Annotated in this window: 19 protein-coding genes and 1 tRNA gene; 18 read left to right on the top strand and 2 right to left on the bottom strand. The window is 46.6% G+C overall.

Features of this window, described 5'->3' with window-relative positions; genetic code table 11:
* Positions 1 to 49: 49 nt before the first annotated feature.
* From ACFQ3J_RS25505 to ACFQ3J_RS25465, 9 genes are all read left to right on the top strand, one after another.
* Positions 50 to 1,000: a ribose-phosphate diphosphokinase gene (locus ACFQ3J_RS25505; RefSeq protein WP_091161683.1), complete on the top strand. Its 951-nt coding sequence runs from the start codon at positions 50 to 52 to the stop codon at positions 998 to 1,000.
* A gap of 214 nt (positions 1,001 to 1,214) precedes the next feature.
* Entirely contained in the window at positions 1,215 to 2,999 is a 1,785-nt protein-coding gene (locus ACFQ3J_RS25500) for a tetratricopeptide repeat protein (RefSeq protein WP_251584664.1), read from the top strand.
* 32 nt (positions 3,000 to 3,031) lie between these two features.
* Entirely contained in the window at positions 3,032 to 3,991 is a 960-nt protein-coding gene (trxB, locus tag ACFQ3J_RS25495; RefSeq protein WP_091161679.1) for a thioredoxin-disulfide reductase, read from the top strand.
* A gap of 228 nt (positions 3,992 to 4,219) precedes the next feature.
* Positions 4,220 to 5,170, top strand: a complete 951-nt coding sequence (locus ACFQ3J_RS25490) for an ROK family glucokinase (protein WP_091161677.1) — start codon at positions 4,220 to 4,222, stop codon at positions 5,168 to 5,170.
* A 51-nt stretch (positions 5,171 to 5,221) separates the two neighbouring features.
* Positions 5,222 to 6,121, top strand: a complete 900-nt coding sequence (rapZ, locus tag ACFQ3J_RS25485) for an RNase adapter RapZ (RefSeq protein WP_091161676.1) — start codon at positions 5,222 to 5,224, stop codon at positions 6,119 to 6,121.
* 348 nt (positions 6,122 to 6,469) lie between these two features.
* Positions 6,470 to 7,456, top strand: coding sequence for a gluconeogenesis factor YvcK family protein (locus ACFQ3J_RS25480; protein WP_251584666.1), 987 nt, complete (start codon positions 6,470 to 6,472; stop codon positions 7,454 to 7,456).
* A 5-nt stretch (positions 7,457 to 7,461) separates the two neighbouring features.
* Positions 7,462 to 8,418, top strand: a complete 957-nt coding sequence (gene whiA, locus ACFQ3J_RS25475) for a DNA-binding protein WhiA (protein ID WP_091161673.1) — start codon at positions 7,462 to 7,464, stop codon at positions 8,416 to 8,418.
* A gap of 106 nt (positions 8,419 to 8,524) precedes the next feature.
* The gene (locus ACFQ3J_RS25470) at positions 8,525 to 8,794 is read left to right on the top strand and encodes an HPr family phosphocarrier protein (RefSeq protein WP_047913898.1); all 270 of its coding nucleotides are present in this window, start codon (positions 8,525 to 8,527) and stop codon (positions 8,792 to 8,794) included.
* A 201-nt stretch (positions 8,795 to 8,995) separates the two neighbouring features.
* Positions 8,996 to 9,754, top strand: a complete 759-nt coding sequence (locus tag ACFQ3J_RS25465; protein WP_251584668.1) for an SIMPL domain-containing protein — start codon at positions 8,996 to 8,998, stop codon at positions 9,752 to 9,754.
* A gap of 112 nt (positions 9,755 to 9,866) precedes the next feature.
* On the opposite strand, the gene clpP is transcribed toward ACFQ3J_RS25465, so the two are convergent.
* Together clpP and ACFQ3J_RS25455 are read right to left on the bottom strand one after the other, a co-directional pair.
* Positions 9,867 to 10,466: an ATP-dependent Clp endopeptidase proteolytic subunit ClpP gene (clpP, locus tag ACFQ3J_RS25460; protein WP_091161670.1), complete on the bottom strand. Its 600-nt coding sequence runs from the start codon at positions 10,464 to 10,466 to the stop codon at positions 9,867 to 9,869.
* Positions 10,467 to 10,672: 206 nt separating this feature from the next.
* Positions 10,673 to 10,747: transfer RNA gene (locus ACFQ3J_RS25455), tRNA-Arg, on the bottom strand.
* 323 nt (positions 10,748 to 11,070) lie between these two features.
* Between ACFQ3J_RS25455 and ACFQ3J_RS25450 the strand changes: the two genes are divergently transcribed.
* The 9 genes from ACFQ3J_RS25450 (at position 11,071) to rnr (ending at position 21,953) form a co-directional block, all read left to right on the top strand.
* Entirely contained in the window at positions 11,071 to 12,093 is a 1,023-nt protein-coding gene (locus ACFQ3J_RS25450) for a sugar-binding transcriptional regulator (protein WP_091161711.1), read from the top strand.
* An 87-nt stretch (positions 12,094 to 12,180) separates the two neighbouring features.
* Positions 12,181 to 13,185 carry a type I glyceraldehyde-3-phosphate dehydrogenase gene (gene gap, locus ACFQ3J_RS25445; RefSeq protein ID WP_091161669.1) on the top strand — a complete coding sequence of 335 codons (1,005 nt, stop codon included), beginning with the start codon at positions 12,181 to 12,183 and terminating at the stop codon, positions 13,183 to 13,185.
* Positions 13,186 to 13,436: 251 nt separating this feature from the next.
* A complete protein-coding gene (locus ACFQ3J_RS25440) occupies positions 13,437 to 14,618 on the top strand; it encodes a phosphoglycerate kinase (protein ID WP_091161667.1) in 1,182 nt (393 codons plus the stop codon).
* A gap of 31 nt (positions 14,619 to 14,649) precedes the next feature.
* The gene (gene tpiA, locus ACFQ3J_RS25435) at positions 14,650 to 15,405 is read left to right on the top strand and encodes a triose-phosphate isomerase (RefSeq protein WP_091161665.1); all 756 of its coding nucleotides are present in this window, start codon (positions 14,650 to 14,652) and stop codon (positions 15,403 to 15,405) included.
* Position 15,406: 1 nt separating this feature from the next.
* A complete protein-coding gene (gene gpmI, locus ACFQ3J_RS25430; protein WP_091161664.1) occupies positions 15,407 to 16,951 on the top strand; it encodes a 2,3-bisphosphoglycerate-independent phosphoglycerate mutase in 1,545 nt (514 codons plus the stop codon).
* Between the two features lie 191 nt (positions 16,952 to 17,142).
* Entirely contained in the window at positions 17,143 to 18,429 is a 1,287-nt protein-coding gene (gene eno, locus ACFQ3J_RS25425) for a phosphopyruvate hydratase (protein WP_091161662.1), read from the top strand.
* A 127-nt stretch (positions 18,430 to 18,556) separates the two neighbouring features.
* A complete protein-coding gene (locus ACFQ3J_RS25420) occupies positions 18,557 to 18,736 on the top strand; it encodes a YjfB family protein (protein ID WP_091161661.1) in 180 nt (59 codons plus the stop codon).
* A 95-nt stretch (positions 18,737 to 18,831) separates the two neighbouring features.
* The gene (gene secG / locus ACFQ3J_RS25415; RefSeq protein WP_091161659.1) at positions 18,832 to 19,062 is read left to right on the top strand and encodes a preprotein translocase subunit SecG; all 231 of its coding nucleotides are present in this window, start codon (positions 18,832 to 18,834) and stop codon (positions 19,060 to 19,062) included.
* 275 nt (positions 19,063 to 19,337) lie between these two features.
* Positions 19,338 to 21,953, top strand: a complete 2,616-nt coding sequence (gene rnr / locus ACFQ3J_RS25410; RefSeq protein WP_251584670.1) for a ribonuclease R — start codon at positions 19,338 to 19,340, stop codon at positions 21,951 to 21,953.
* Positions 21,954 to 22,067: the final 114 nt, after the last annotated feature.

Raw genomic sequence — 22,067 nt, 5'->3', positions numbered from 1 at the left:
AAATGAAGTGCTCGGTAGTGATGTCTAAAATTTGATTCGGGAGGCATGTATGCAGCATTCTCTCCGTATATTTTCGGGATCGTCTAACCCTCAGCTCGTGCAAAATATTTGCCGCAAGCTTGGAGTCGAATCGGGTAAGATCAAGATAGCCCGTTTCCAGAGCGGTGAGATATATGTCCACTATGAGGAAACGATCCGAAATTGTGATGTGTTCCTAGTACAATCGCTGTCGAGACCGATCAATGAGCTGCTTGTTGAGCTGCTCGTGATGATTGATGCCGCCAAGCGGGCATCTGCACGGACGGTTAATGTCATATTGCCCTACTACGGCTATGCAAGGCAGGAACGCAAATCTGCACCGCGTGAGCCGATCTCTGCCAAGCTGCTGGCTGATGTACTGACGACAGCGGGTGCGAGCAGAATTGTAACGATAGATTTGCACGCCGCTGCGATCCAAGGCTTCTTCAATATACCTGTGGATCACTTGACGGCTCTTGACTTGATATGTGACTACTTGAAGAGTAAGAATATTGTGAATCCGGTAATTGTGTCGCCGGATGCAGGCCGGGCCTCCATGGCGGAGAAGCTGGCCAGCAGGCTGGATTCGCCATTCGCCATTATGATCAAGAAGCGTCCCAATCATAATGAATCAGTTATTACTCATGTCATCGGGGATGTAGATGGCAGAACACCAATCATCATTGAAGATCTAATTGATACAGGTACGACCATTGTAAATGTGGTGGAGGGGCTTAAGGAGAGAGGGGCCGGCTCTGCTATTGTAAGCGCGACGCATGGTCTTTTTTCAGGGCCTGCCTTGGAAAGGCTTACGCACCCTCACATCTCTGAGATTGTAGTTACCGACTCTATTGCTCTGCCGGAGTCCGGTGATCCATCGTGTTTCACGGTCTTGTCGGTTGCACCCATGCTGGCGAGGGCCATTCGTATTATTCTAGATGGCGGCTCAATCGCTACGTTGTTTAAGGATGCTGGTGTATAGAAGTTCTCCCGTCTATAGGGAGAGCTTTTTTTATTGTTGATCTATATACGCTTGATTAGAGCAAACAACGGTATGAAGATATTGATTCTTTTGATGGTGGATAGTATAAATTTTCATGGAGTGCATAGTTTTGCAATACCGGCGAAGACTTGCTCAGATTATGTTATACTGGAGAGTATGAAATTGTATGTTATAGGGAGGTGCCTTGGCACATATGAAAAGCAAGCCACAGCGGACTGACAGCTCTTCTAATAATGTTATACAGGTTCATCTCGATGCTTCTTTCTTCTTTGAAAGAGCCGTCCGCGAGCTGGATCGCAATCATTATGACAAGGCGCTTAAATATTTTCGCAAAGCTGTTGAATATGAACCGGACAATCCGGTGAATCATTTTAATATGGCGGGTATATTATCAGAGATGGGTGATTATGCCGGCTCGAATGAAGTATTGGAACATATCATGAAGCACGTTGATTCTGGAATGACAGAATGCTACTTCTATATGGCCAATAACTATGCCAACATGGAGCAGTTTGAATCTGCAGAGGAAGCACTGGTGACCTATTTGGAGGAGGATGAGCAAGGGCACTTTCTCGAAGAAGCAGAAGAAATGATAGAGCTTCTATCTCACGAACTCAAACGCAAGCTTCATGTAAAAAGGATTAAAGCAAGAGAAGGTGTTGCAGAGCATGATGTTGCACGCAGTTTGCTGGAGGAAGGCAAGTTTGCACAGGCAGCAGAAATGCTGGAGAGCATTGCTTCCGAGCATCCCGATTTTGTATCCGCGCGCAACAATCTAGCTCTGGCTTATTATTATATGGGACGATTCCCAAAAGCCAAGCAAACGATATATGATCTGCTTGAGCAGGAGCCCGGCAATTTGCATGCGCTGTGCAATCTGGCGATTTTTTATCAGAATGATGGAGACGAAGAGCAAGTTGCACTTCTCTTGAAGCAGCTCTTGACCTTGGTTCCGTTTGAACAAGAGCATGTATTTAAGCTGGGCACTACGATGGGGATAATGGGTCAGCACGAAGCTGCCTATATGCATTTCCGCCGGCTGCTAAGGAGCGGGGAAGCAGCGAATGATCCTTCGCTCGTGCATTATACGGCCGTCGCTGCTTGCAATACGGAAAAGTATGATACGGCGAATCGTCTGTGGCAGATGGTCAGCAAGCTGGATCCGGACTCAGAGGTGCCGAAGTTTTATTTGGACCAGCTTCATTCGAGAAAAATGGATCAAAGAGTGGGTCCTGTAAGCTATCACTATCACTTACCGTTTGAAGAGCAGTTTCGTTTGTGGGAGAAGTATGGAAGCCATGTGCCTGAAGATATCAAAAAAGATCCTTTAATTCGTTCTTCTTTCTTCTGGGCTCTTCATCGCGGCGATGATCCGACGAAGGCTAATGTGATTCGGGCGCTTCAGATTATCGGGGACTATGAGGTTCAGCAGGCCCTTACCTCTTTTTTGGAGGAGGAACAGAGTCTGGAACTGAAGCAAATGGCGCTCTCTGTACTACGTGAGATTGGAGATCTGAACGAATCTGATGTGGATACTGGAGCTTCTGAATCCTCAGCGAATCCTTACGGTCAAGGCACACCGGTACTGACACAATACCTTTTTGGCCGGAGCGAGCAGGGGCAGGAGCCTTCACCCGTACTGGATGATCAGCAGCAGGCAGTCTTAGACATGGCACTTGAGGAGATGCACAAACGATCTGAGCATTTGCGTGAAGGTGTTCAATATTTATGGGCAGACTATCTGATGAGAGTGTCTCCTGACATGCCAACCATTCAGCATGTGGAAGGGTGGTCAGCTGCCCTGGAATATTTGACGATGAAGTATGTGTCTAAGGGAATAACGTATTCAGAACTGGCTCAAAGATACGGGATTTCAGCATCAACTGTAAGCAGATACGTGAAACAAATTGATCGTGTATGTGATATTCAGCATCGTATGGAACACATCTTTCAAGCTCTGAAGGAGAAGAAATCGTAGCATTCCACAATAAACGCTAGGGAGGTATTAGTATGTCTCACTATAGATCGGTTATTATTGGAACAGGACCAGCAGGCCTGACTTCAGCCATATATTTGGCTCGTGCGAGTATGAATCCACTCGTAATCGAGGGTCTTGAGCCGGGAGGACAATTGACAACCACAACAGAGGTAGAGAACTTTCCGGGCTTTCCCGAAGGTATTCTAGGTCCCGAGCTGATGGATAACATGCGTAAGCAGGCTGAACGCTTTGGGGCAGAGTTTAAGAGCGGCTGGGTGGACGACATCGACTTGTCTGTTCGTCCATTCCGGATCAAAGTGGAAGGTCGGGAGGAAATAACAGCCGATGCAGTTATTATCTCGACAGGTGCTTCTGCCAAGTATTTGGGTATTCCAGGGGAAAAAGAAAATGTAGGCCGCGGTGTTAGCACCTGCGCGACTTGTGATGGTTTCTTCTTCCGAAGCAAGAAAATTGTCGTTATTGGCGGAGGAGATTCAGCGATGGAGGAAGCAAACTTCTTGACTCGCTTTGCCTCCAGCGTAACCGTCGTTCACCGCCGCGAGGAGCTCCGCGCTTCAAAAATTATGCAGGACCGTGCACGTGGGAATGAAAAAGTGGATTGGGCTCTTAATCGGACTCCGCTTGAGGTCGTTGTGGAGGAGTCAGGGGTCAAAGGTCTCAAGGTTCAGAACAATGAGACGGGCGAGGAAGAGTTGATTGAAGCTTCCGGCGTGTTTGTCGCGATTGGACATCGTCCAAATACGGAGTTCTTGAAAGAGCAGATTACACTGGATGCCGGAGGTTACATTGCGGTTAATCCAGGCACAACGGAAACGAATATTCCAGGGGTGTTTGCTTGCGGCGACGTTCAAGATACGAAGTATCGCCAAGCAATTACGGCAGCGGGCTCAGGCTGTATGGCCGCTATGGACTGTGAGAAGTTTTTGGAAGGCAGCATGACACATGACTGGAGCGAGACACTTAATCCATAATGAATATAAGCTTCAAATGACCAGCCGGGCACGATCCTATTGTGCGCGGCTGATTTTATGCACGGCTTTTCAGCTAAAATTCTGCAGAGAGCATCCAAGAATTTTTTGTTACAGGTCGTTTTTTGTCAAGTGTTTTAGCACTTTCTTCGTCTTGACCGACTTTGTTCCTTCAATTATAGTGATAACGTAAGAATAAATATTACAGATGATAAAGGTGGCTTGCTAGCAATGTCTGAAAATATCTACGTTGGAGTGGATTTGGGCGGAACGGCGATCAAAGTCGGAATCTGCGACGAGCAAGGAAAACTTCTACATACCTATGAAGGACCTACAGAAGTGGACAAAGGTGTAGATACTGTTATTGACAACATCGAAAAGTATGTCCGTCAAATCGTAGAGGAGTCACCATACAGTTGGGACCGGCTTGCAGGAGTTGGTGCAGGAGTTGCCGGATTCACTAATGTGCGTGAAGGAATTGTTATTCTCGCACCCAACGTAGGATTTCGAGATGTTCCAATTCGTTCCATTCTCGAAGAAAGACTTGGCAAGCCTGTCAAAATAGATAATGACGCGAATGTAGCAGCACTTGGCGAGGCATGGGCGGGTGCGGGCGCAGGCGTTGAGAATTGTGTGTGCTATACGCTTGGAACAGGCGTTGGCGGTGGAATTATTATTAATGGCAAGATCTATCAAGGCTTCTCGGGTATGGCCGGAGAGCTTGGTCATGTCAGCATTGTGCCGGATCTTGAGGCTATTAAATGCGGCTGTGGCAAGATGGGCTGTTTAGAAACCGTTTCATCCGCAACGGGTATTATTCGTATGGCGAAGGATGCTGTAGAGCGCGGAGATCACACGAGCCTCAGTACAGTCCCGGTAATTATGGCGAAGGACGTGTTCGATGCAGCCAAAGCAGGAGATGAGGTAGCTCTTCGCATTGTTCATCGTGCAGCTTTCTATCTGGGTAAATCCCTGGCTGCAGTGACAGCTGTACTGAATCCGCAAGCATATATTATCGGTGGCGGTGTATCGAAGGCAGGAAACATCCTGTTCGACGAAGTACGCAGCGTATTTGCGAGTTACACGCCTGAACCTCTGCAAGAAGGGGTATCTATTGTACCGGCCACACTTGGTAATGATGCAGGAATCGTCGGAGCCGCAGGATTGTTGATTCGATCTTAATCCATACAAGAAATCATACTGGACGAACTGAAATTGATAGGGGGGATATTCATGTCAGAAGGTGAAAATTCACCAGCAGGAGGAGCAACCCTTATTATCATTACAGGGATGTCAGGAGCAGGGAAGACGATTGCAGTGCAAAGTCTTGAAGATCTGGGCTTCTTCTGTGTCGATAACCTGCCTCCGGTGCTCATTCCTAAGTTTGCGGAGCTCATTGTACAGTCAAACGGGAAGATCTCTAAAGTGGCGCTCGTCATTGATTTACGGGGACGTGAATTTTTTACGGCATTGTCCGAATCTTTAAACTACATCAAGGATCACTTCACAATCCATTGTGAGATCATGTTCCTGGATGCACAAGATGGAGTATTAGTACAGCGTTATAAGGAGAGCAGACGCCGTCATCCGCTTGCACCTGATGGTATGCCGCTTGACGGGATAAGACTGGAGCGCAAGATGCTGGAGGAGCTCAAAAATTCAGCTAACCAGGTCATCGATACCAGTAATATGAAGCCTGCTCAGCTGAAGGAGCGCATCATTTCCCGCTTCTCACATCTTGAGGCGAATATGCTTTCGGTCAATGTAACGTCGTTCGGATTCAAATACGGAATTCCAATTGATGCTGATCTTGTATTTGATGTACGGTTCTTGCCGAACCCTCATTACGTGGAGCATCTGCGTCCAAATACTGGACAGAACAGTGATGTCTATGAATATGTTATGAAATGGCCAGAGACGCAGTCCTTTTTAACAAAGCTGCTGGATATGCTGCATTTTCTTATTCCGCAATACCGGAAGGAAGGGAAGAGTCAAGTCATTATTGGGATTGGCTGCACAGGCGGCAAGCACCGCTCGGTTGCCATTTCTGAATACCTTGGCAAGATGCTTGGCGCCAGCGAGACGGAATCTGTATCTGTAACTCATCGAGATGCGGATCGAGATCGTCATTAATGCGTCAGAATTACGAGATTTAGTACAGACAAGTTGCAGGTAGGCACAATTCACCTTAAGGGACAGAACATGACCATTCTACAGGCTGACCGAAAGAATCAATGGTGAGCATATTGTGTAAAAGTTTATCCTAATAATAGCCATTGCGGAGGTTTATGATGTATAATCCGCTCTTGCCTGAATCAATTTCATAAATAAATTTAAAGGTGATTTGAAACTATATATAGACAAATAAAATCATTTTGATCTATATATACCCTTGATTGAAGCAGCTAAAGGTATTATGAAATTGATTCGCCTAGGTGATAAATAGCTTAACTTGAGCAACTTCTTATAGAAGGTGAAGTGATGAAAGTGGCTGTTGAACAAATGAAACGTCCGCATATCGTCGTAATGGGCGGGGGTACGGGGCTGTCTGTTATGCTGCGGGGGTTAAAGAATAAGCCGCTTGATATCACGGCAATCGTTACGGTAGCTGACGACGGGGGGAGCTCAGGCATATTGCGCGATGAGCTGCAAATGCCGCCTCCCGGCGATATCCGTAATGTACTCACAGCACTTGCTGATGTGGAACCGCTGATGTCAGAATTGCTTAATTATCGTTTCAGTGGAAGTAATGGTTTAGCAGGACATAGTCTTGGCAATCTTATCCTGGCAGGCATGACAGATATTACGGGCGATTTCGTAACAGCAGTCCGAGAGATCAGCCGCGTCTTTGCAGTACGAGGACAGGTGCTTCCCGCTGCTGGTGAGGCAGTCGTCCTGCACGCAGAAATGGAAGATGGCACAATCGTAACCGGTGAGTCACAGATCCCTGAACATGGCGGCCGGATTAAACGTGTATTCCTTGAACCGGACCACGTGGAGCCGTTGCCAGAGGCTGTTGCAGCTATTGAACAAGCGGATGCCATTATTATGGGTCCTGGCAGCCTTTACACCAGTATACTGCCCAATCTGCTCGTTCCCAAATTGGCAGAAGCTGTGGTTGCTTCCCAGGCAGCGAAGATCTTTATTTGCAACGTGATGACCCAGCCAGGGGAAACCGACGGGTATACAGTAAGTGATCATCTAAAAGCTATTGATGCGCATATTGGGACGAGATTGTTTGACTACGTTATTGTAAATAATGGAGATATACCAGAGCCGGTACAGGAGATGTATGCAGAGAAAGGTGCTAAGCCTGTACAGATGGATCTGGAAGAAATTCTAAAGTTGTCTAACGAGTGTATTGCAGATCGGCTTGTATTGTACAGGACCTATCTTAGACATGATGCGAATAAGCTCAGTCATCATATCTATACACTCGTTCAAAATTGGATGATTCGAAAGAGGTGAGACCCTTGTCGTTTGCGGCACAGACCAAAAAAGAACTAACCATGATCGAAAGTGAGCCCTGCTGTGAAAAAGCGGAACTGTCAGCACTCATCCGTATGCTTGGAGCGGTTCAGCTCTCGAACAAAAAGGTTATTTTGGATGTTTCTACGGAGAATGCCGCGATAGCAAGGCGAATTTATTCTTTGCTCAAAAAACACTTTCAAGTGCATACCGAGCTGTTGGTTCGTAAAAAAATGCGGCTCAAAAAGAATAATGTATATATCGTCCGAATTCCGGCAAGAGTTCAGGAAATTTTGAAGGAGCTTCACATCGTTTCGGAAGGCTTTATGTTCACACCAGGCATAGAGGAAGAGGTTATCCGTAAGAACTGCTGTAAGCGGGCTTACTTGCGGGGTGCCTTCATGGCTGGTGGATCGGTGAACAATCCCGAAGGATCTTCCTATCATCTGGAGATTGCATCCATGTATGAAGAGCATTGCCAGGCCCTCGTTGATCTTGCGAATGAGTTCAATCTGAATGCACGCTGCATCGAAAGAAAAAAAGGCTTTATTTTTTACATCAAAGAAGGCGAAAAGATCATTGAAATGCTGAGCATTATCGGTGCTCATCAGGCGCTGTTCAAATTTGAGGACGTTCGAATTATGCGGGACATGAGGAATTCAGTGAACCGGATTGTGAACTGTGAGACGGCCAACTTGAATAAGACGATTGGTGCGGCAGTCCGCCAGATTGAGAACATCAAGTTCCTGGATAAGGAAGTGGGACTTGATACTCTGCCCGATAAGCTTCGTGAAGTCGCTGAAGTAAGGCTTGCCCATCCGGATATTAATTTGAAGGAAGTTGGGGAATTACTAAAAGGGACAGTGAGCAAATCGGGTGTGAATCATCGCCTGCGCAAAATTGATGAAATGGCCGAAAAAATTAGAACAGAGAAGGGTTTATTTACGAACTCAAAGTTATAAGCAATAACTCTTTTTTTTTCTAGTTTCATTCATGCTATAATGGTATAATGTTTATAATTATGAAGTATTGATTGTTGTATAGATTTTGAAGAGGGGGTAAGTTTCCATGACAAAGCACCCGGTAGTAGTCCGTTTGAAGACGGGTCTTCATGCCAGACCAGCCGCACTATTCGTACAAGAAGCGAATAAGTATTCGTCTGAGATTTTTGTGGAAAAAGATGATAAAAAAGTAAATGCAAAGAGCATCATGGGAATTATGAGCCTTGCAATCAGCACAGGGACTGAAGTAGTCATTAGTGCAGAGGGTGCGGATTCAGAACAGGCTGTAAACGCTTTAGTAAGTCTCGTAAGCAAAGAAGAGCTGGAGAACCAATAATTCACCATCTTTTTTATAACGCCAAAATACAGAGAGAAAGCTCCGAGAAATCGCAATATCATTAAGCTAGAGCCTAGCCTTAATGACATTACGAAAAATCGGGGCTTTTTTGTATTTTGGACATGCTTGTACATATTGAAACTTTTTTTTAAGGGACTGCGTCCAATGGTATAGATTGCAAATTGAAGGAGGTTAGATGAAGTGGGGAACAAGAAATGGATTAAACCTTTCGCTGCCGCAGCCATCGCTGGAGCACTATTAATTGGAGGATGGAGCTGGTCTGCAGGGGGAACAGCATTAGCCCAGGAGGCAGCAGCGATGCAGAACTTCATTTCGGTCACAGGGAAAGGTGAAATAGCAGTTAAGCCGGATATTGCCTATTTGTCGATTGGAGCATCATCAGAAGCGGATACCGCTGCAGCAGCGCAAAAAGCGAACGCAGCCAAAATTCAAAAGATTAATACACTGCTGAAGAATACCTGGAAAGTGGACAGCAAGGATATTCAGACCAATCAATTCTATGTACAGCCCAATTATACTTACAGCGAGAAGGATGGACAGAAAATTAAAGGCTACACTGCTTATCATACGCTCAAAGTGTCTTACCGTAATCTTGAGAAAGTCGGCGAGCTGCTGGATGCTGCAACAAATGCGGGTGCGAATCAGATCGATAATGTTGTGTTCTCGATAGAGGATACCGAAGCGTTTGAAACACAAGTTATTGATAAGGCCATGGCGAATGCGAAGCTTAAAGCTGGAGCGATAGCGAATGCGGCTCAGCGTCAGCTGGGTATCGTGCTCAGCGTCAGCCAGGGAAGTCTGGACGAACCCATTACTTATCACAGAGAGTCGCTGGAATTGCAGTCAACTAGTAAAGCCGAAGACAGTGCAAACACAGCAATTGAGAGTGGAGAAATTAAGTTGTCTACTCAGCTGACAGTACGGTATGAGCTGAAGTAGCAATGTCAGAGCTTTACACAATGGTGTTAAATAAACTGAAAAATGGTATTCAAAAAAACATAAAATCCTCGTCCCTTCAAATCAGGAACGAGGATTTTGGTGTTATTACAGCTTATAGACCTTGCGCAGATGTGGAAGACTCAAGAACTTGGTCAACCAATCCGTATGCCTTCGCTTCTTCAGCGGACATGAAGTTATCGCGGTCTGTGTCGCGTTCAATGCGTTCGAGAGGCTGACCTGTACGTTCAGCTAGGATGTGGTTCAGCTTATCGCGCATTTTGAGAATACGGCGTGCACGAATTTCAATATCAGAGGCTTGGCCTTGCGCTCCACCAAGCGGCTGATGGATCATCACTTCACTGTTAGGGAGAGCAAAACGCTTGCCCTTCGCACCTGCGTTAAGCAGGAAGGCACCCATTGAAGCAGCCATACCCATACAGATCGTGGAAACATCGGGTTTAATAAATTGCATTGTATCATATATTGCCATACCCGCCGTGATGGAACCGCCAGGGCTGTTAATGTATAAATGAATGTCTTTCTCTGGATCTTCCGCAGCTAGAAACAGCATTTGAGCAATGATGGAATTAGCGACGACATCGTTGACATCACTGCCAAGGAAAATGATACGATCTTTCAGCAGTCTGGAATAAATGTCATAAGCGCGTTCACCGCGATTGCTTTGTTCTACGACCATAGGAATATAACTCATGCGAAAAACCTCCTCAAAAAAATTTAGAGTCTTAAGTTCACGAGACACGAGAACAGGAACTTCATCTACATATACTTACTGTTTCCGTATTAACCACATCATAAACAATTTCAAACAAAAAGTCAAAGAAAGTCAAACTAATTTGATAAAAAAAGAAACCTGTTCGGTTTCATCGGTTAAATGTATATGAAGCCACTATATAGTAATGGCGCGCCCGCGAGGAATCGAACCTCGATCTCAGGCTCCGGAGGCCTACGTCATATCCGTTGGACCACGGGCGCACATTCAAGTAACTGTCTATGACAGTAATATTGATTATATCTGAATGCGAAAAAATTTGCAAGAGAGTTCCATGATAGAGTTTGATGTTGAACATATTTGTACAACCTATAGATGAAGGGATGAAAACCGATGGTATCGCTTTTTTAATTGTGATATTTTACACAAGCGAATAAAGGGAAACGGCTTTGTAAAATATACTTTTGGACCCCTTGCATCCCACGTTAGATTTGGTTAAAATAAACGTGGGACTTAAAAAGTTAACCCGGGACATTTTTAGTCCACCTCAGAGACCGGAATGAAGGAGCTTGCGGAAGTGGATAGCATGCGAACGATATTAGAAGTGCAGAAGCAGCTTCTACCTGATCTCATGGACGTAATGAAGAAGAGATATACGATTCTACGCCAGATCATGATTTCGGAATTGATTGGCAGAAGAACACTTGCGAACGCCATGGATATGACGGAGCGTGTACTCAGAGCAGAGACGGATCTGCTGAAATCGCAAGGACTCATTGAGATTGAAACGGTGGGAATGAGAATAAGTCAGGCTGGAGAAGAGCTGCTTGAAATGCTTGAACCTGTAGCCAAGGAATTGTTTGGACTATCAGAGATGGAAGAGCAGATCAGAAGAACTTATGGACTTCAGAAGGTCATTGTCGTTCCAGGGGATTCTGAGCATTCGGAATATGCTAAGCGAGAGCTGGGGCGCGCCGGAGCGAAAGCACTGCTGAGTGTCATGCATGATGAGGATGTGGTAGCTGTAACGGGCGGTTCCACAACAGCAGCGATTGCAGAGCATCTAACCCCATCATCATCCAAGCGAGATGTATGGCTCGTGCCTGCACGAGGTGGTCTTGGAGAGAGCTTGGAGCTTCAGGCGAATACGATTGCTTCCATGATGGCGAAGAAGCTTGGAGCACAATATCGGCTCTTGCATGTACCGGATCTATTAAGCAATCATGCCTATGATTCACTGATACAAGACTCCAACATACAGGAAATTCTGGATATGATCCGTAATGCGCGCATCGTGATTCACGGAATAGGCGGTGCGATGGAAATGGCCAAACGGCGCAAGCTGGCACCACAGACGGTCACTGAAATACGTGATGAGGGTGCCGTGGCAGAATCCTTCGGCTATTATTTCAATAGCGAGGGCGAGATTGTTCATACGATGCTGACCCTGGGTATGCGCTTAGAGGATATCAGACGTACCGAGGTTGTTATCGCTATTGCAGGCGGTAAGAGCAAGGCAGCTTCGATACAGGCGGTGCTTCGCTTCGGACAAGAAGATATTCTAGTCATAGATGAAGCGGCAGCAGCTGAAATTGTTAAAGATTTATAGAGTTATGGATTCGTTGTCTTGATGGGCCTTAACAGGCTTGTCTTGAATATATAAAAATTTAAAGCAAAACTTGGGAGGAACTTACTCATGGTAAAAGTAGGTATTAACGGTTTTGGACGTATTGGACGTAACGTATTCCGCGCAGCGCTGAACAACAGCGATGTAGAAATCGTAGCAATCAATGATTTGACAGACGTGAGCACTTTGGCTCACTTGCTTAAATACGACACAACTCATGGTCGTCTGAACGCAACTGTAGAAGCTAAAGAAGGTGCGCTGATCGTTAACGGCAAAGAAGTTAAAGTATTTGCTGAGCGTAACCCTGAGAACCTGCCTTGGGCAGCTAACGGCGTTGAAATCGTTGTTGAGTCCACAGGTATCTTCACAGCAAAAGAAAAAGCAGAAGCTCACCTTAAAGGCGGAGCTAAAAAAGTAATCATCTCTGCTCCAGCTACAAACGAAGATATTACAGTTGTTATGGGCGTAAACGAAGACAAATACGACCCAGCTAACCATACAGTAATCTCTAACGCTTCTTGTACGACGAACTGCTTGGCACCATTTGCTAAAGTTCTTGACGAGTCCTTTGGTATCGTTAAAGGTATGATGACAACTGTTCACTCTTACACTAACGACCAGCAAGTACTTGACCTGCCGCACAAAGACCTTCGTCGTGCTCGTGCAGCAGCTGAGAACATCATTCCTTCTACAACAGGTGCAGCTAAGGCTGTTAGCCTTGTATTGCCACAGCTGAAAGGTAAACTGAACGGTATGGCAATGCGCGTTCCTACTAAGAACGTATCCGTAACTGACCTGGTTGTTGAGCTTGGCAAAAACGTAACTGTAGACGAAGTAAACGCAGCTCTTAAAGAAGCAGCTAACGGACCACTGAAAGGGATCCTTAACTACTCCGACGAGCCGCTTGTATCCAGCGACTACAACAGCGACCCAGCTTCTTCCACAATTGACGCTCTCTCCACTATGGTAGTAGGCGACAACATGGTTAAAGTTGTTTCTTGGTATGACAACGAGTGGGGCTACTCCAACCGTGTCGTAGACCTCGCTGCTTACATTGCAAGCAAAGGTCTGTAAGACAAACGATAGGAATTCAAAATAAGGTGAAGAGGAGAACAAGGTTTTTGGTCTCCTCTTCACCATGATTTTATCTTTAATGCCAGAGAACCGGGGATACCGGATATAGAAGATTACATTATATAGAGATTATTATTTATATCATGCTGCTGTTTAATAAAAATGAGCTGTCCACCTTAAGGCCGGATGGCAACTGCACACAAGATGCCGGTGATTGGCTGTGGTAGATAGCGCTTAGGAGGAACGTGGAGATGAACAAGAAAAGTGTACGTGATGTAGAAGTAACAGGAAAGCGCGTATTTGTTCGCGTCGATTTTAATGTACCGCTCGAAGATGGAAAGATTACGGATGATACTCGTATTCGTGAAACACTGCCAACAATTAAGTTTCTGATTGAGAATGGTGCAAAAGTGATTCTTGCAAGCCATATGGGTCGTCCAAAAGGTGAGTTCGTTGATTCTCTTCGTTTGACACCTGCTGCAAACCGTTTGTCCGAGCTGCTTGGCAAACCGGTTGCAAAAGCGGACGAGGCTGTTGGCGAAGCAGTTAAAGCAGAAATCGAGAAGTTGAACAACGGTGACGTGCTTGTGCTTGAAAACGTCCGTTTCTATCCTGGAGAAGAGAAAAACGATCCAGAACTGGCAAAACAATTTGCAGAACTGGCTGACCTGTTCGTGAATGATGCATTCGGTGCAGCACACCGTGCTCATGCTTCCACAGAAGGTATCGCGCATCATCTTCCAGCTGTATCCGGCCTATTGATGGAGAAAGAATTGTCTGTACTTGGTAAAGCATTGTCCAACCCAGAGCGTCCTTTCACAGCCATTATCGGCGGATCAAAAGTAAAAGACAAAATTGATGTGATCGACAACCTGTTGAATCTTGCAGACAACGTATTGATCGGCGGAGGTCTCACATACACATTCTTCAAAGCTCAAGGTCATGAAATTGGACTGTCCCTTCTGGATGAATCCAAAATGGACGTTGCTCTAAGCTTCATCGAAAAAGCGAAAAAGCTTGGTAAAAACTTCCTTCTTCCTGAAGATATCGTGATTACGAAAGAATTCAGTGCAGATGCAGAAACGAAGATCGTAAACATCGATGAAATTCCTGCAGATTGGGAAGGTATTGATATCGGGCCGAAGACTCGTGCGAAATATGCTGAAGTGATTAAGAACTCCAAGCTGGTTGTTTGGAACGGACCAATGGGCGTATTCGAGATTGAGCCATTCTCCCATGGTACTCGTCAAGTTGCAGAAGCTTGTGCAGCAACAGAAGGCTACACTGTAATCGGTGGCGGCGATTCTGCAGCAGCAGCAGAGAAATTTAATCTTGCTGACAAAATGGACCACATCTCTACAGGCGGTGGTGCTTCCCTGGAATTCATGGAAGGTAAAGCACTCCCAGGTGTTGTGGCATTGAACGATAAATAAATTTGAATCCCATTTGAGGAGGCGATAAACGGTGAGCAGAACAAAAGTCATCGCAGGTAACTGGAAAATGTTTAAAACTGTACCGGAAGCCACTTCGTTTATCGAAGCGGTAAAAGGCAAAGTCGAAGCAGAAGGCGTGGAGAGCGTGATTTGTGCTCCTTTCACGAACCTGCCGGCTCTGGTAGAAGCAGTTAAAGGCACGAATATCAAAATTGGTGCACAAAACCTTCATTTTGAAGACAATGGCGCATTCACAGGTGAAATCAGCGGTGGGATGCTGAAGGATCTGGGTGTGGATTACGTTGTAATCGGACATTCTGAGCGTCGTCAGTACTTCAATGAAACCGACGAAACCGTGAACAAGAAAGTCCACGCAGCATTCCGTCATGGTCTTACACCGATCGTATGTGTAGGCGAGAAATTGGAAGAGCGTGAAGCAGATCAAACGAAGGATGTTTGCAAAGTGCAAACAGAAGCGGCTTTTGCAGGACTTGCTGCTGACCAAGCAGCTCAAGTCATCGTAGCTTATGAGCCAATCTGGGCGATCGGAACAGGCAAATCTTCAACTGCACAAGATGCGAACGAAGTCATTGCTTACATCCGCAGCATCATTAAAGGTCTGTACAACGAAGATGTAGCGAATGCTGTTGTTATTCAATACGGCGGAAGCGTGAAGCCAGCTAATGTAGCTGAATATCTTGGACAAAGCGATATTGACGGTGCATTGGTAGGCGGAGCAAGCCTGGAGCCTGAATCCTACATCGCGCTCGTTCAGGGGGCGAAGTAAGATGACTGCACCAAAACCTGTAGCTCTGATTATTATGGACGGCTTTGGACTGCGCAACACAGAAGTGGGTAACGCAGTAGCTCAAGCGAAGAAGCCGAATTATGATCGTTATATGGCGAAATATCCGCATACAACACTTACTGCTTGCGGTGAAGCGGTTGGACTGCCGGAAGGACAAATGGGGAACTCTGAAGTAGGTCACTTGAATATTGGCGCAGGCCGTATTGTATATCAGGATCTTACCCGGATCTCCAAGTCAATTCGCGAAGGCGAGTTCTTCGATAACGAAACACTCCTAGGTGCAGTGCGTGCTGCTAAGTCCACGGGTAAAAAGCTTCACCTGTACGGACTATTGTCCGACGGTGGGGTTCACAGCCATATTAATCACCTGTTCGCAATGCTTGACCTTGCCAAAAAAGAAGATATGCACGATGTTTACATCCATGCATTCCTCGATGGGCGCGACGTATCCCCGGACAGCGGTATCAAGTTCCTTGGGGAGCTGAATGCCAAAATTGCTGAAGTGGGCATTGGTAAGATCGCAACTGTTCAAGGACGTTACTACGCGATGGACCGCGACAAACGCTGGGAACGTGTAGAGAAGTCCTACCGTGCAATCGTGTATGGAGACGGACCGGTATATACCGACCCGATGGTGGCGGTCAAAGAATCCTACGAGAAATCCGTATTCGATGAATTCGTTGAACCAACGGTAATCGTTAAGGAAGATGGACAACCTGTTGGACTCGTGGAAAGCGGCGATTCTGTCATATTCCTGAACTTCCGTCCTGACCGTGCAATCCAGCTGTCTCAAGTGTTTACCAACCAGGATTTCCGCGGCTTCGATCGTGGAGATAAATTCCCTGAGGGACTTCACTTTGTATGTCTCACACTCTTTAGTGAAACGGTTGAAGGGTATGTGGCTTACTCGCCGAAGAACCTGGATAATACACTTGGCGAAGTGCTTGTACAGAACAACAAGAAACAGCTTCGTATTGCGGAGACGGAGAAATATCCGCACGTTACTTTCTTCTTCAGCGGCGGCCGCGATGTTGAGCTTCCTGGCGAGACTCGCATTCTCATCAATTCACCGAAGGTGGCAACTTATGACCTGAAGCCTGAGATGAGCGCTTATGAAGTAGCGGATGCTTGTGTGAAGGAGATCGAGGCAGACAAACATGACGCGATCATTCTGAATTTTGCAAACCCGGACATGGTAGGTCACTCCGGTAAGCTTGAGCCGACGATCAAAGCGGTAGAAGCAACCGATGAATGTATGGGCCGTGTGGTAGAGGCTGTTCTTGCAAAAGGCGGCGTTGTACTGATTACAGCGGACCATGGTAATGCGGATATGGTATTTGACGAGAATGGCAAACCGTTCACAGCGCATACAACGAACCCGGTTCCGTTCATCGTGACGTCTGAGAACGTAGAGCTCCGTGATGGCGGAATTCTCGCAGATATCGCTCCAACGATCCTAGATCTGATGGAACTTCCGCAGCCTGCGGAGATGACCGGACATTCTGTTATTTCAGGACGCAAGTAAGCTGTAAAATGAACCGATTTGCAATCCTATGCGCGTATAGGGTTTAATGATAGAAGGTATGCTGGCAAGATAGAATGAACTAAAGAAACGAACAGTTATCTACTGATCTATTCTACAGCAGGACTGATTTAGACTTTAGCTCAATCTATATAGCAAAAAAAGAAACGAAGAATAAAGGAGAGTAATTACTCATGACAATTATTTCTGACGTATACGCACGCGAAGTCCTTGACTCCCGCGGTAATCCTACAGTAGAAGTTGAAGTATATACAGAGTCCGGTGCAATCGGACGCGCAATCGTTCCATCCGGTGCTTCCACTGGTGCACACGAAGCAGTTGAGCTTCGCGATGGTGACAAAGACCGTTACCTTGGTAAAGGTGTTCTGAACGCAGTTAAGAACGTAAACGAAAAAATCGCTCCAGAAATTATCGGTATGGACGCGCTTGATCAGCTTGGTATCGACAAACTGATGATCTCTTTAGATGGTACGCCAAACAAAGGTAAATTCGGTGCGAACGCAATTCTTGCTGTATCTATGGCAGTTGCTCGCGCAGCTGCAGACGCTCTTGATCTTCCACTGTATGTATACCTTGGCGGATTCAACGCGAAACAGCTTCCAGTTCCAATGATGAACATCGTTAACGGCGGTGAGCATGCGGACAACAACGTTGACGTACAAGAGTTCATGATCCTGCCTGTAGGTGCTCCTTCCTTCAAGGAAGCTCTTCGTACAGGTGCTGAAATCTTCCACAGCCTGAAATCCGTTCTGAAAGCAAAAGGACTGAATACAGCTGTTGGTGACGAGGGCGGTTTCGCTCCTAACTTCACTTCCAATGAAGACGCTCTTGGCGCGATCATGGAAGCTATTGAAAAAGCAGGCTACAAACCAGGTGAAGACGTTCTTCTTGGTATGGACGTAGCTTCTACTGAATTCTACAAAGATGGTAAATACACGCTGGCTGGTGAAGGCAAATCCTTTACTTCCGCTGAGTTCGTAGACCTTCTTGCTTCTTGGGTTGATAAATACCCGATCGTTACAATCGAAGATGGCTGCTCCGAGGATGACTGGGAAGGTTGGAAACTCCTTACTGAGAAGCTGGGAGACAAAATCCAACTCGTTGGTGACGACTTGTTCGTTACAAACACGGAGCGTCTGTCTAAAGGTATCGACGAGAAGATCGGTAACTCGATCCTTATCAAAGTTAACCAAATCGGTACACTTACTGAAACATTCGATGCAATCGAAATGGCGAAACGCGCTGGCTACACAGCAGTTATCTCCCACCGTTCCGGTGAATCCGAAGACAGCACTATTGCTGACATTGCGGTTGCAACAAACGCTGGCCAAATCAAAACGGGTGCACCTTCCCGTACGGACCGTATCGCGAAATACAACCAACTTCTTCGCATCGAAGATCAATTGGGTGAACTCGCTCAATACAACGGCCTGACTTCCTTCTACAACTTGAAAAAATAATAAGCGCTAAGCTTATTACAGGAGTCGCCCATCCGGGCGGCTCTTTTTTTGCTTAAACGCAGTGTATGCTGATGATTGCAGTTTAATGTCCATGATGCCGATATAGAGGAGAGAAAGGAGGTGCGTAATGGATATCGCAGCAATGTCTACAGTCATGTCAATGACAGCAGTTAAGCAGGCAGCATCCATTCAGGTGCTGAATATGGCGAAGAGTCAAGCGGAAGTGATGGGTACACAGATGGCACAAATGCTCTCTGAGAGTGCTCCGCATCCGACCTCAGGCCATTCGATTGATGTAAAAGCTTAAGGACTTTCGGATTGTATAAGTGCAGAGCGTATGGTACAATAAAAATATTGTTTACTGCGTGGAGTTACGCACATTTCGTATAGGAGGTGGAAGTTATGGATATCGTTTTGAAATTGCTTCTCGTTATTTTCGCCATCGGTTTAATCGTCGTCGTTCTTCTTCAACAAGGTAAAAGTGCGGGTCTTTCCGGTGCCATCTCCGGCGGTGCGGAACATCTATTTGGCAAAACCAAAGCACGCGGATTGGAACTTGTATTGCAACGGGTTACCGTTGGTCTCGCAGCAGGGTTTATGATCCTTGCGATTCTCGTAGCTGTATTTGAATAATTCAATCTTTGACGCATAGAACCTTCGTTCCTCAGAGGAACGAAGGTTTTCTTTGTAACTAGGGCTATTCGCCTGATTTGAGAGCTTTATCGACGGAAGATCCCTATTTGGATATATACAAAATCCATTCTTGGATTAAATTCGTGTATACTAGGGTAAGATTTTACTAACGATATCAAGGCGTATGTTATGACGGAGAAATAGATCGACCGTCAATAACAATGAATAACAAAGTACATAAAGGCCTACTCTTATGTTTCCTAGAGGTGAACTAAATGATAACTGAACAACAATTACTTGATTTTATGCTGGAAACGGCCTATAAACCGATGACTTATCAAGAGCTGGAGCAGCATTTCGGTATTGAAGATGCCGCTGAATTCAAAGCGTTCTTGAAGCTTCTCAATCAGCTTGAGGATGAGGGAAGGATCGTCCTGACCCGTACGAACCGTTATGGCGTGCCTGGACGCATGCAGATGGTGAAGGGAAGATTGCAGGCTCATGCGAAGGGATTTGCTTTTCTTATCCCCGAGGATCGTGAGCATCCGGATGTCTATATTCATGCAAACGATTTGAAGAGTGCGATGAATGGGGATACGGTGCTGGTTCGTGTAACCTCAAAAGGCCCGGAAGGCGGAAGGCTTGAAGGTGAAGTCATTCGTATCGTCAAGCGTGCCGTAGTACAAGTCGTTGGCGTTTTCCAGAGCCAAGAAGTATACGGATTTGTGATTCCTGATGACAAGCGGATCAACCGCGATATTTTTATCCCGCGTACGAGCTTCAATAACGCGGTAGATGGCCAGAAGGTTGTCGTCAATATTGTAAGCTATCCGGAAGGACGCGCCGCTGCAGAAGGAGAAATCATCGAGATTCTGGGACATAAAGATGACCCGGGTATCGATATTCTGTCTGTTATTCGGAAGCATCAGCTGCCTGAAGCATTCCCGGAGGAAGTAATCGAAGAGGCAGAACAGGCGCCTGACTCCATTACGGAGGATGAAATTATTAAGCAGGGCCGCAGAGATCTGCGCGGACTGAATATTGTGACCATCGACGGTGAAGATGCGAAGGACCTGGATGATGCGGTCAACGTGGAGCGTCTGCCTAACGGTAATTATCGTCTAGGCGTTCATATCGCTGATGTCGGTTACTATGTACGTGAGAATTCCAAGCTAGATCAAGAAGCGTATAACCGGGGCTGCAGTGTGTATTTGGTGGACCGGGTTATCCCGATGCTGCCGCACCGTCTCTCCAACGGCATATGCAGCTTGAATCCCCAAGTGGATCGGCTGACGATGTCCTGTGTGATGGAATTCAATGAACAGATGAAGGTCGTGAACCACGAAGTCTTCACCAGTGTTATCAAAACCAAAGAACGTATGACATATAAGAATGTGTACAAAATTTTGGAGGAAGAAGACCCTGAGCTGATCGAACGGTACAGTGAGCTGGTAGATGACTTCAAGCTGATGAAGGAAATCGCCATGAAGCTGCGTGAGATGCGTATGCGACGGGGCGCGGTGGACTTTGATTTTGAAGAAAGCAAGATTCTCGTGGATGAGGAAGGCAAGCCGGTTGATATCGTCAAGAGAGAGCGCACGGTGGCGGAGCAGATCATTGAGGAATTTATGCTGGCAGCAAATGAAACCGTAGCAGAGCATTTTCACTGGCTGAAGGTGCCGTTCATCTACCGTGTGCATGAGGACCCAGATCAGGAGAAGCTGCAGAACTTCCTGGGCTTCGCTGCAAACTTTGGATTTCACGTCAAGGGGCGCGGGAACTCCATTCATCCAAGAGCGCTTCAATCTCTGCTTGAGGAGATCCAAGGCACGAAGGAACAGACGGTCATCAGCACGATGATGCTTCGTTCCATGAAGCAGGCAAAGTACGATTCGGAGATGTCCGGTCACTTTGGCTTAGCAGCAGAATTCTACAGCCACTTTACGTCACCGATTCGTCGTTATCCTGATCTTGTGATTCACCGTGTCATGCGAGAAGTGTTCGAGAATGGCGGTGCGCTTCCAGAGAATAGACAGGAGTACCTGGCCAGCCGGATGCCTGACATTGCTCAGCAATCCTCGGAGCGGGAACGTGTAGCCGTTGAGGCCGAGCGTGACACAGAGAAGATGAAGAAGGCACAGTACATGATGGATAAGGTTGGAGAAGAGTTTGACGGCATGATCAGCAGTGTTACCAGCTTCGGTATGTTCATTGAGCTTGAGAATACGGTAGAAGGTCTCATTCGCCTCAGCATGCTGACAGATGACTATTATCATTTTGATGATCAGCATATGATCCTTGTTGGCGAGCGGACCTCGAAAATATTCCGTATCGGAGATGAAGTGAAGATCCGTGTTGCACGGGTGAATATGGATGAATACACCATTGATTTTGAAATGGTAGACATGAAGCCCCGGCAGGAGCGCGGTCCTGGTGCCGGCTTCGGTGGTGGCTCCCGACGTGAAGGCCGTGAGGGCCGCGGAGGCAGAGACAACCGAGGCGGTAATCAAGGCGGACGAGACAGCAGGGGCAAGGGCGGCGGTGGAAACCGCGGCAAAAATGGCGGCCGAGGCGGACAGCAGGGAGTATCCGGTACAGAATCACGCGGAGGGCAGAGCTTCGGCTTTGGCTCCGGCAAAGGTGGATACAGCTCGACAGGCGGATCAACTAACGGCTTGGCAGAAGGCGGACGGGATGGACATTCAAGCCAGGGTAAAGGCCGTAAGAAAAAAACATCGAAGAGCGGCGTGTTCATTGGTGAACAAGCAGCTCAGACACCAAGTGGCAGCCCGTCAAAAGGCGGCGAGGGCTCTGGCAAGCGCAAGCGTAAAGGGAATGGCAAAAACGGCGGAAACGGCATGGCCGCATTTGTCCGTAAGAAAAAGAAATAGCATATTTGTATAAGCAACGTCGTTGGATTGCTCTCTATATTAGGAGAGCCTCCGACGGCTTTTGTATGATTAGGTCGACCAGAGCTTCTGGTTGGCCTATTTCTGTAGGTTCGC

The organism is Paenibacillus provencensis, assembly GCF_042678545.1.
GTDB classification, from domain to species: Bacteria; Bacillota; Bacilli; order Paenibacillales; family Paenibacillaceae; genus Paenibacillus; species Paenibacillus provencensis.
This window is presented reverse-complemented; position numbering and strand designations above follow the sequence as displayed.

Coding starts and splice junctions, on each gene's coding strand:
- rnr (WP_251584670.1), top strand. CDS start 19,338: ATGATAACTGAACAACAATTACTTGATTTTATGCTGGAAACGGCCTAT.
- ACFQ3J_RS25490 (WP_091161677.1), top strand. CDS start 4,220: ATGTCTGAAAATATCTACGTTGGAGTGGATTTGGGCGGAACGGCGATC.
- gpmI (WP_091161664.1), top strand. CDS start 15,407: ATGACTGCACCAAAACCTGTAGCTCTGATTATTATGGACGGCTTTGGA.
- ACFQ3J_RS25420 (WP_091161661.1), top strand. CDS start 18,557: ATGGATATCGCAGCAATGTCTACAGTCATGTCAATGACAGCAGTTAAG.
- ACFQ3J_RS25500 (WP_251584664.1), top strand. CDS start 1,215: ATGAAAAGCAAGCCACAGCGGACTGACAGCTCTTCTAATAATGTTATA.
- trxB (WP_091161679.1), top strand. CDS start 3,032: ATGTCTCACTATAGATCGGTTATTATTGGAACAGGACCAGCAGGCCTG.
- ACFQ3J_RS25470 (WP_047913898.1), top strand. CDS start 8,525: ATGACAAAGCACCCGGTAGTAGTCCGTTTGAAGACGGGTCTTCATGCC.
- gap (WP_091161669.1), top strand. CDS start 12,181: ATGGTAAAAGTAGGTATTAACGGTTTTGGACGTATTGGACGTAACGTA.
- secG (WP_091161659.1), top strand. CDS start 18,832: ATGGATATCGTTTTGAAATTGCTTCTCGTTATTTTCGCCATCGGTTTA.
- ACFQ3J_RS25440 (WP_091161667.1), top strand. CDS start 13,437: ATGAACAAGAAAAGTGTACGTGATGTAGAAGTAACAGGAAAGCGCGTA.
- ACFQ3J_RS25505 (WP_091161683.1), top strand. CDS start 50: ATGCAGCATTCTCTCCGTATATTTTCGGGATCGTCTAACCCTCAGCTC.
- clpP (WP_091161670.1), bottom strand. CDS start 10,466: ATGAGTTATATTCCTATGGTCGTAGAACAAAGCAATCGCGGTGAACGC.
- rapZ (WP_091161676.1), top strand. CDS start 5,222: ATGTCAGAAGGTGAAAATTCACCAGCAGGAGGAGCAACCCTTATTATC.
- ACFQ3J_RS25480 (WP_251584666.1), top strand. CDS start 6,470: ATGAAAGTGGCTGTTGAACAAATGAAACGTCCGCATATCGTCGTAATG.
- ACFQ3J_RS25450 (WP_091161711.1), top strand. CDS start 11,071: ATGCGAACGATATTAGAAGTGCAGAAGCAGCTTCTACCTGATCTCATG.
- eno (WP_091161662.1), top strand. CDS start 17,143: ATGACAATTATTTCTGACGTATACGCACGCGAAGTCCTTGACTCCCGC.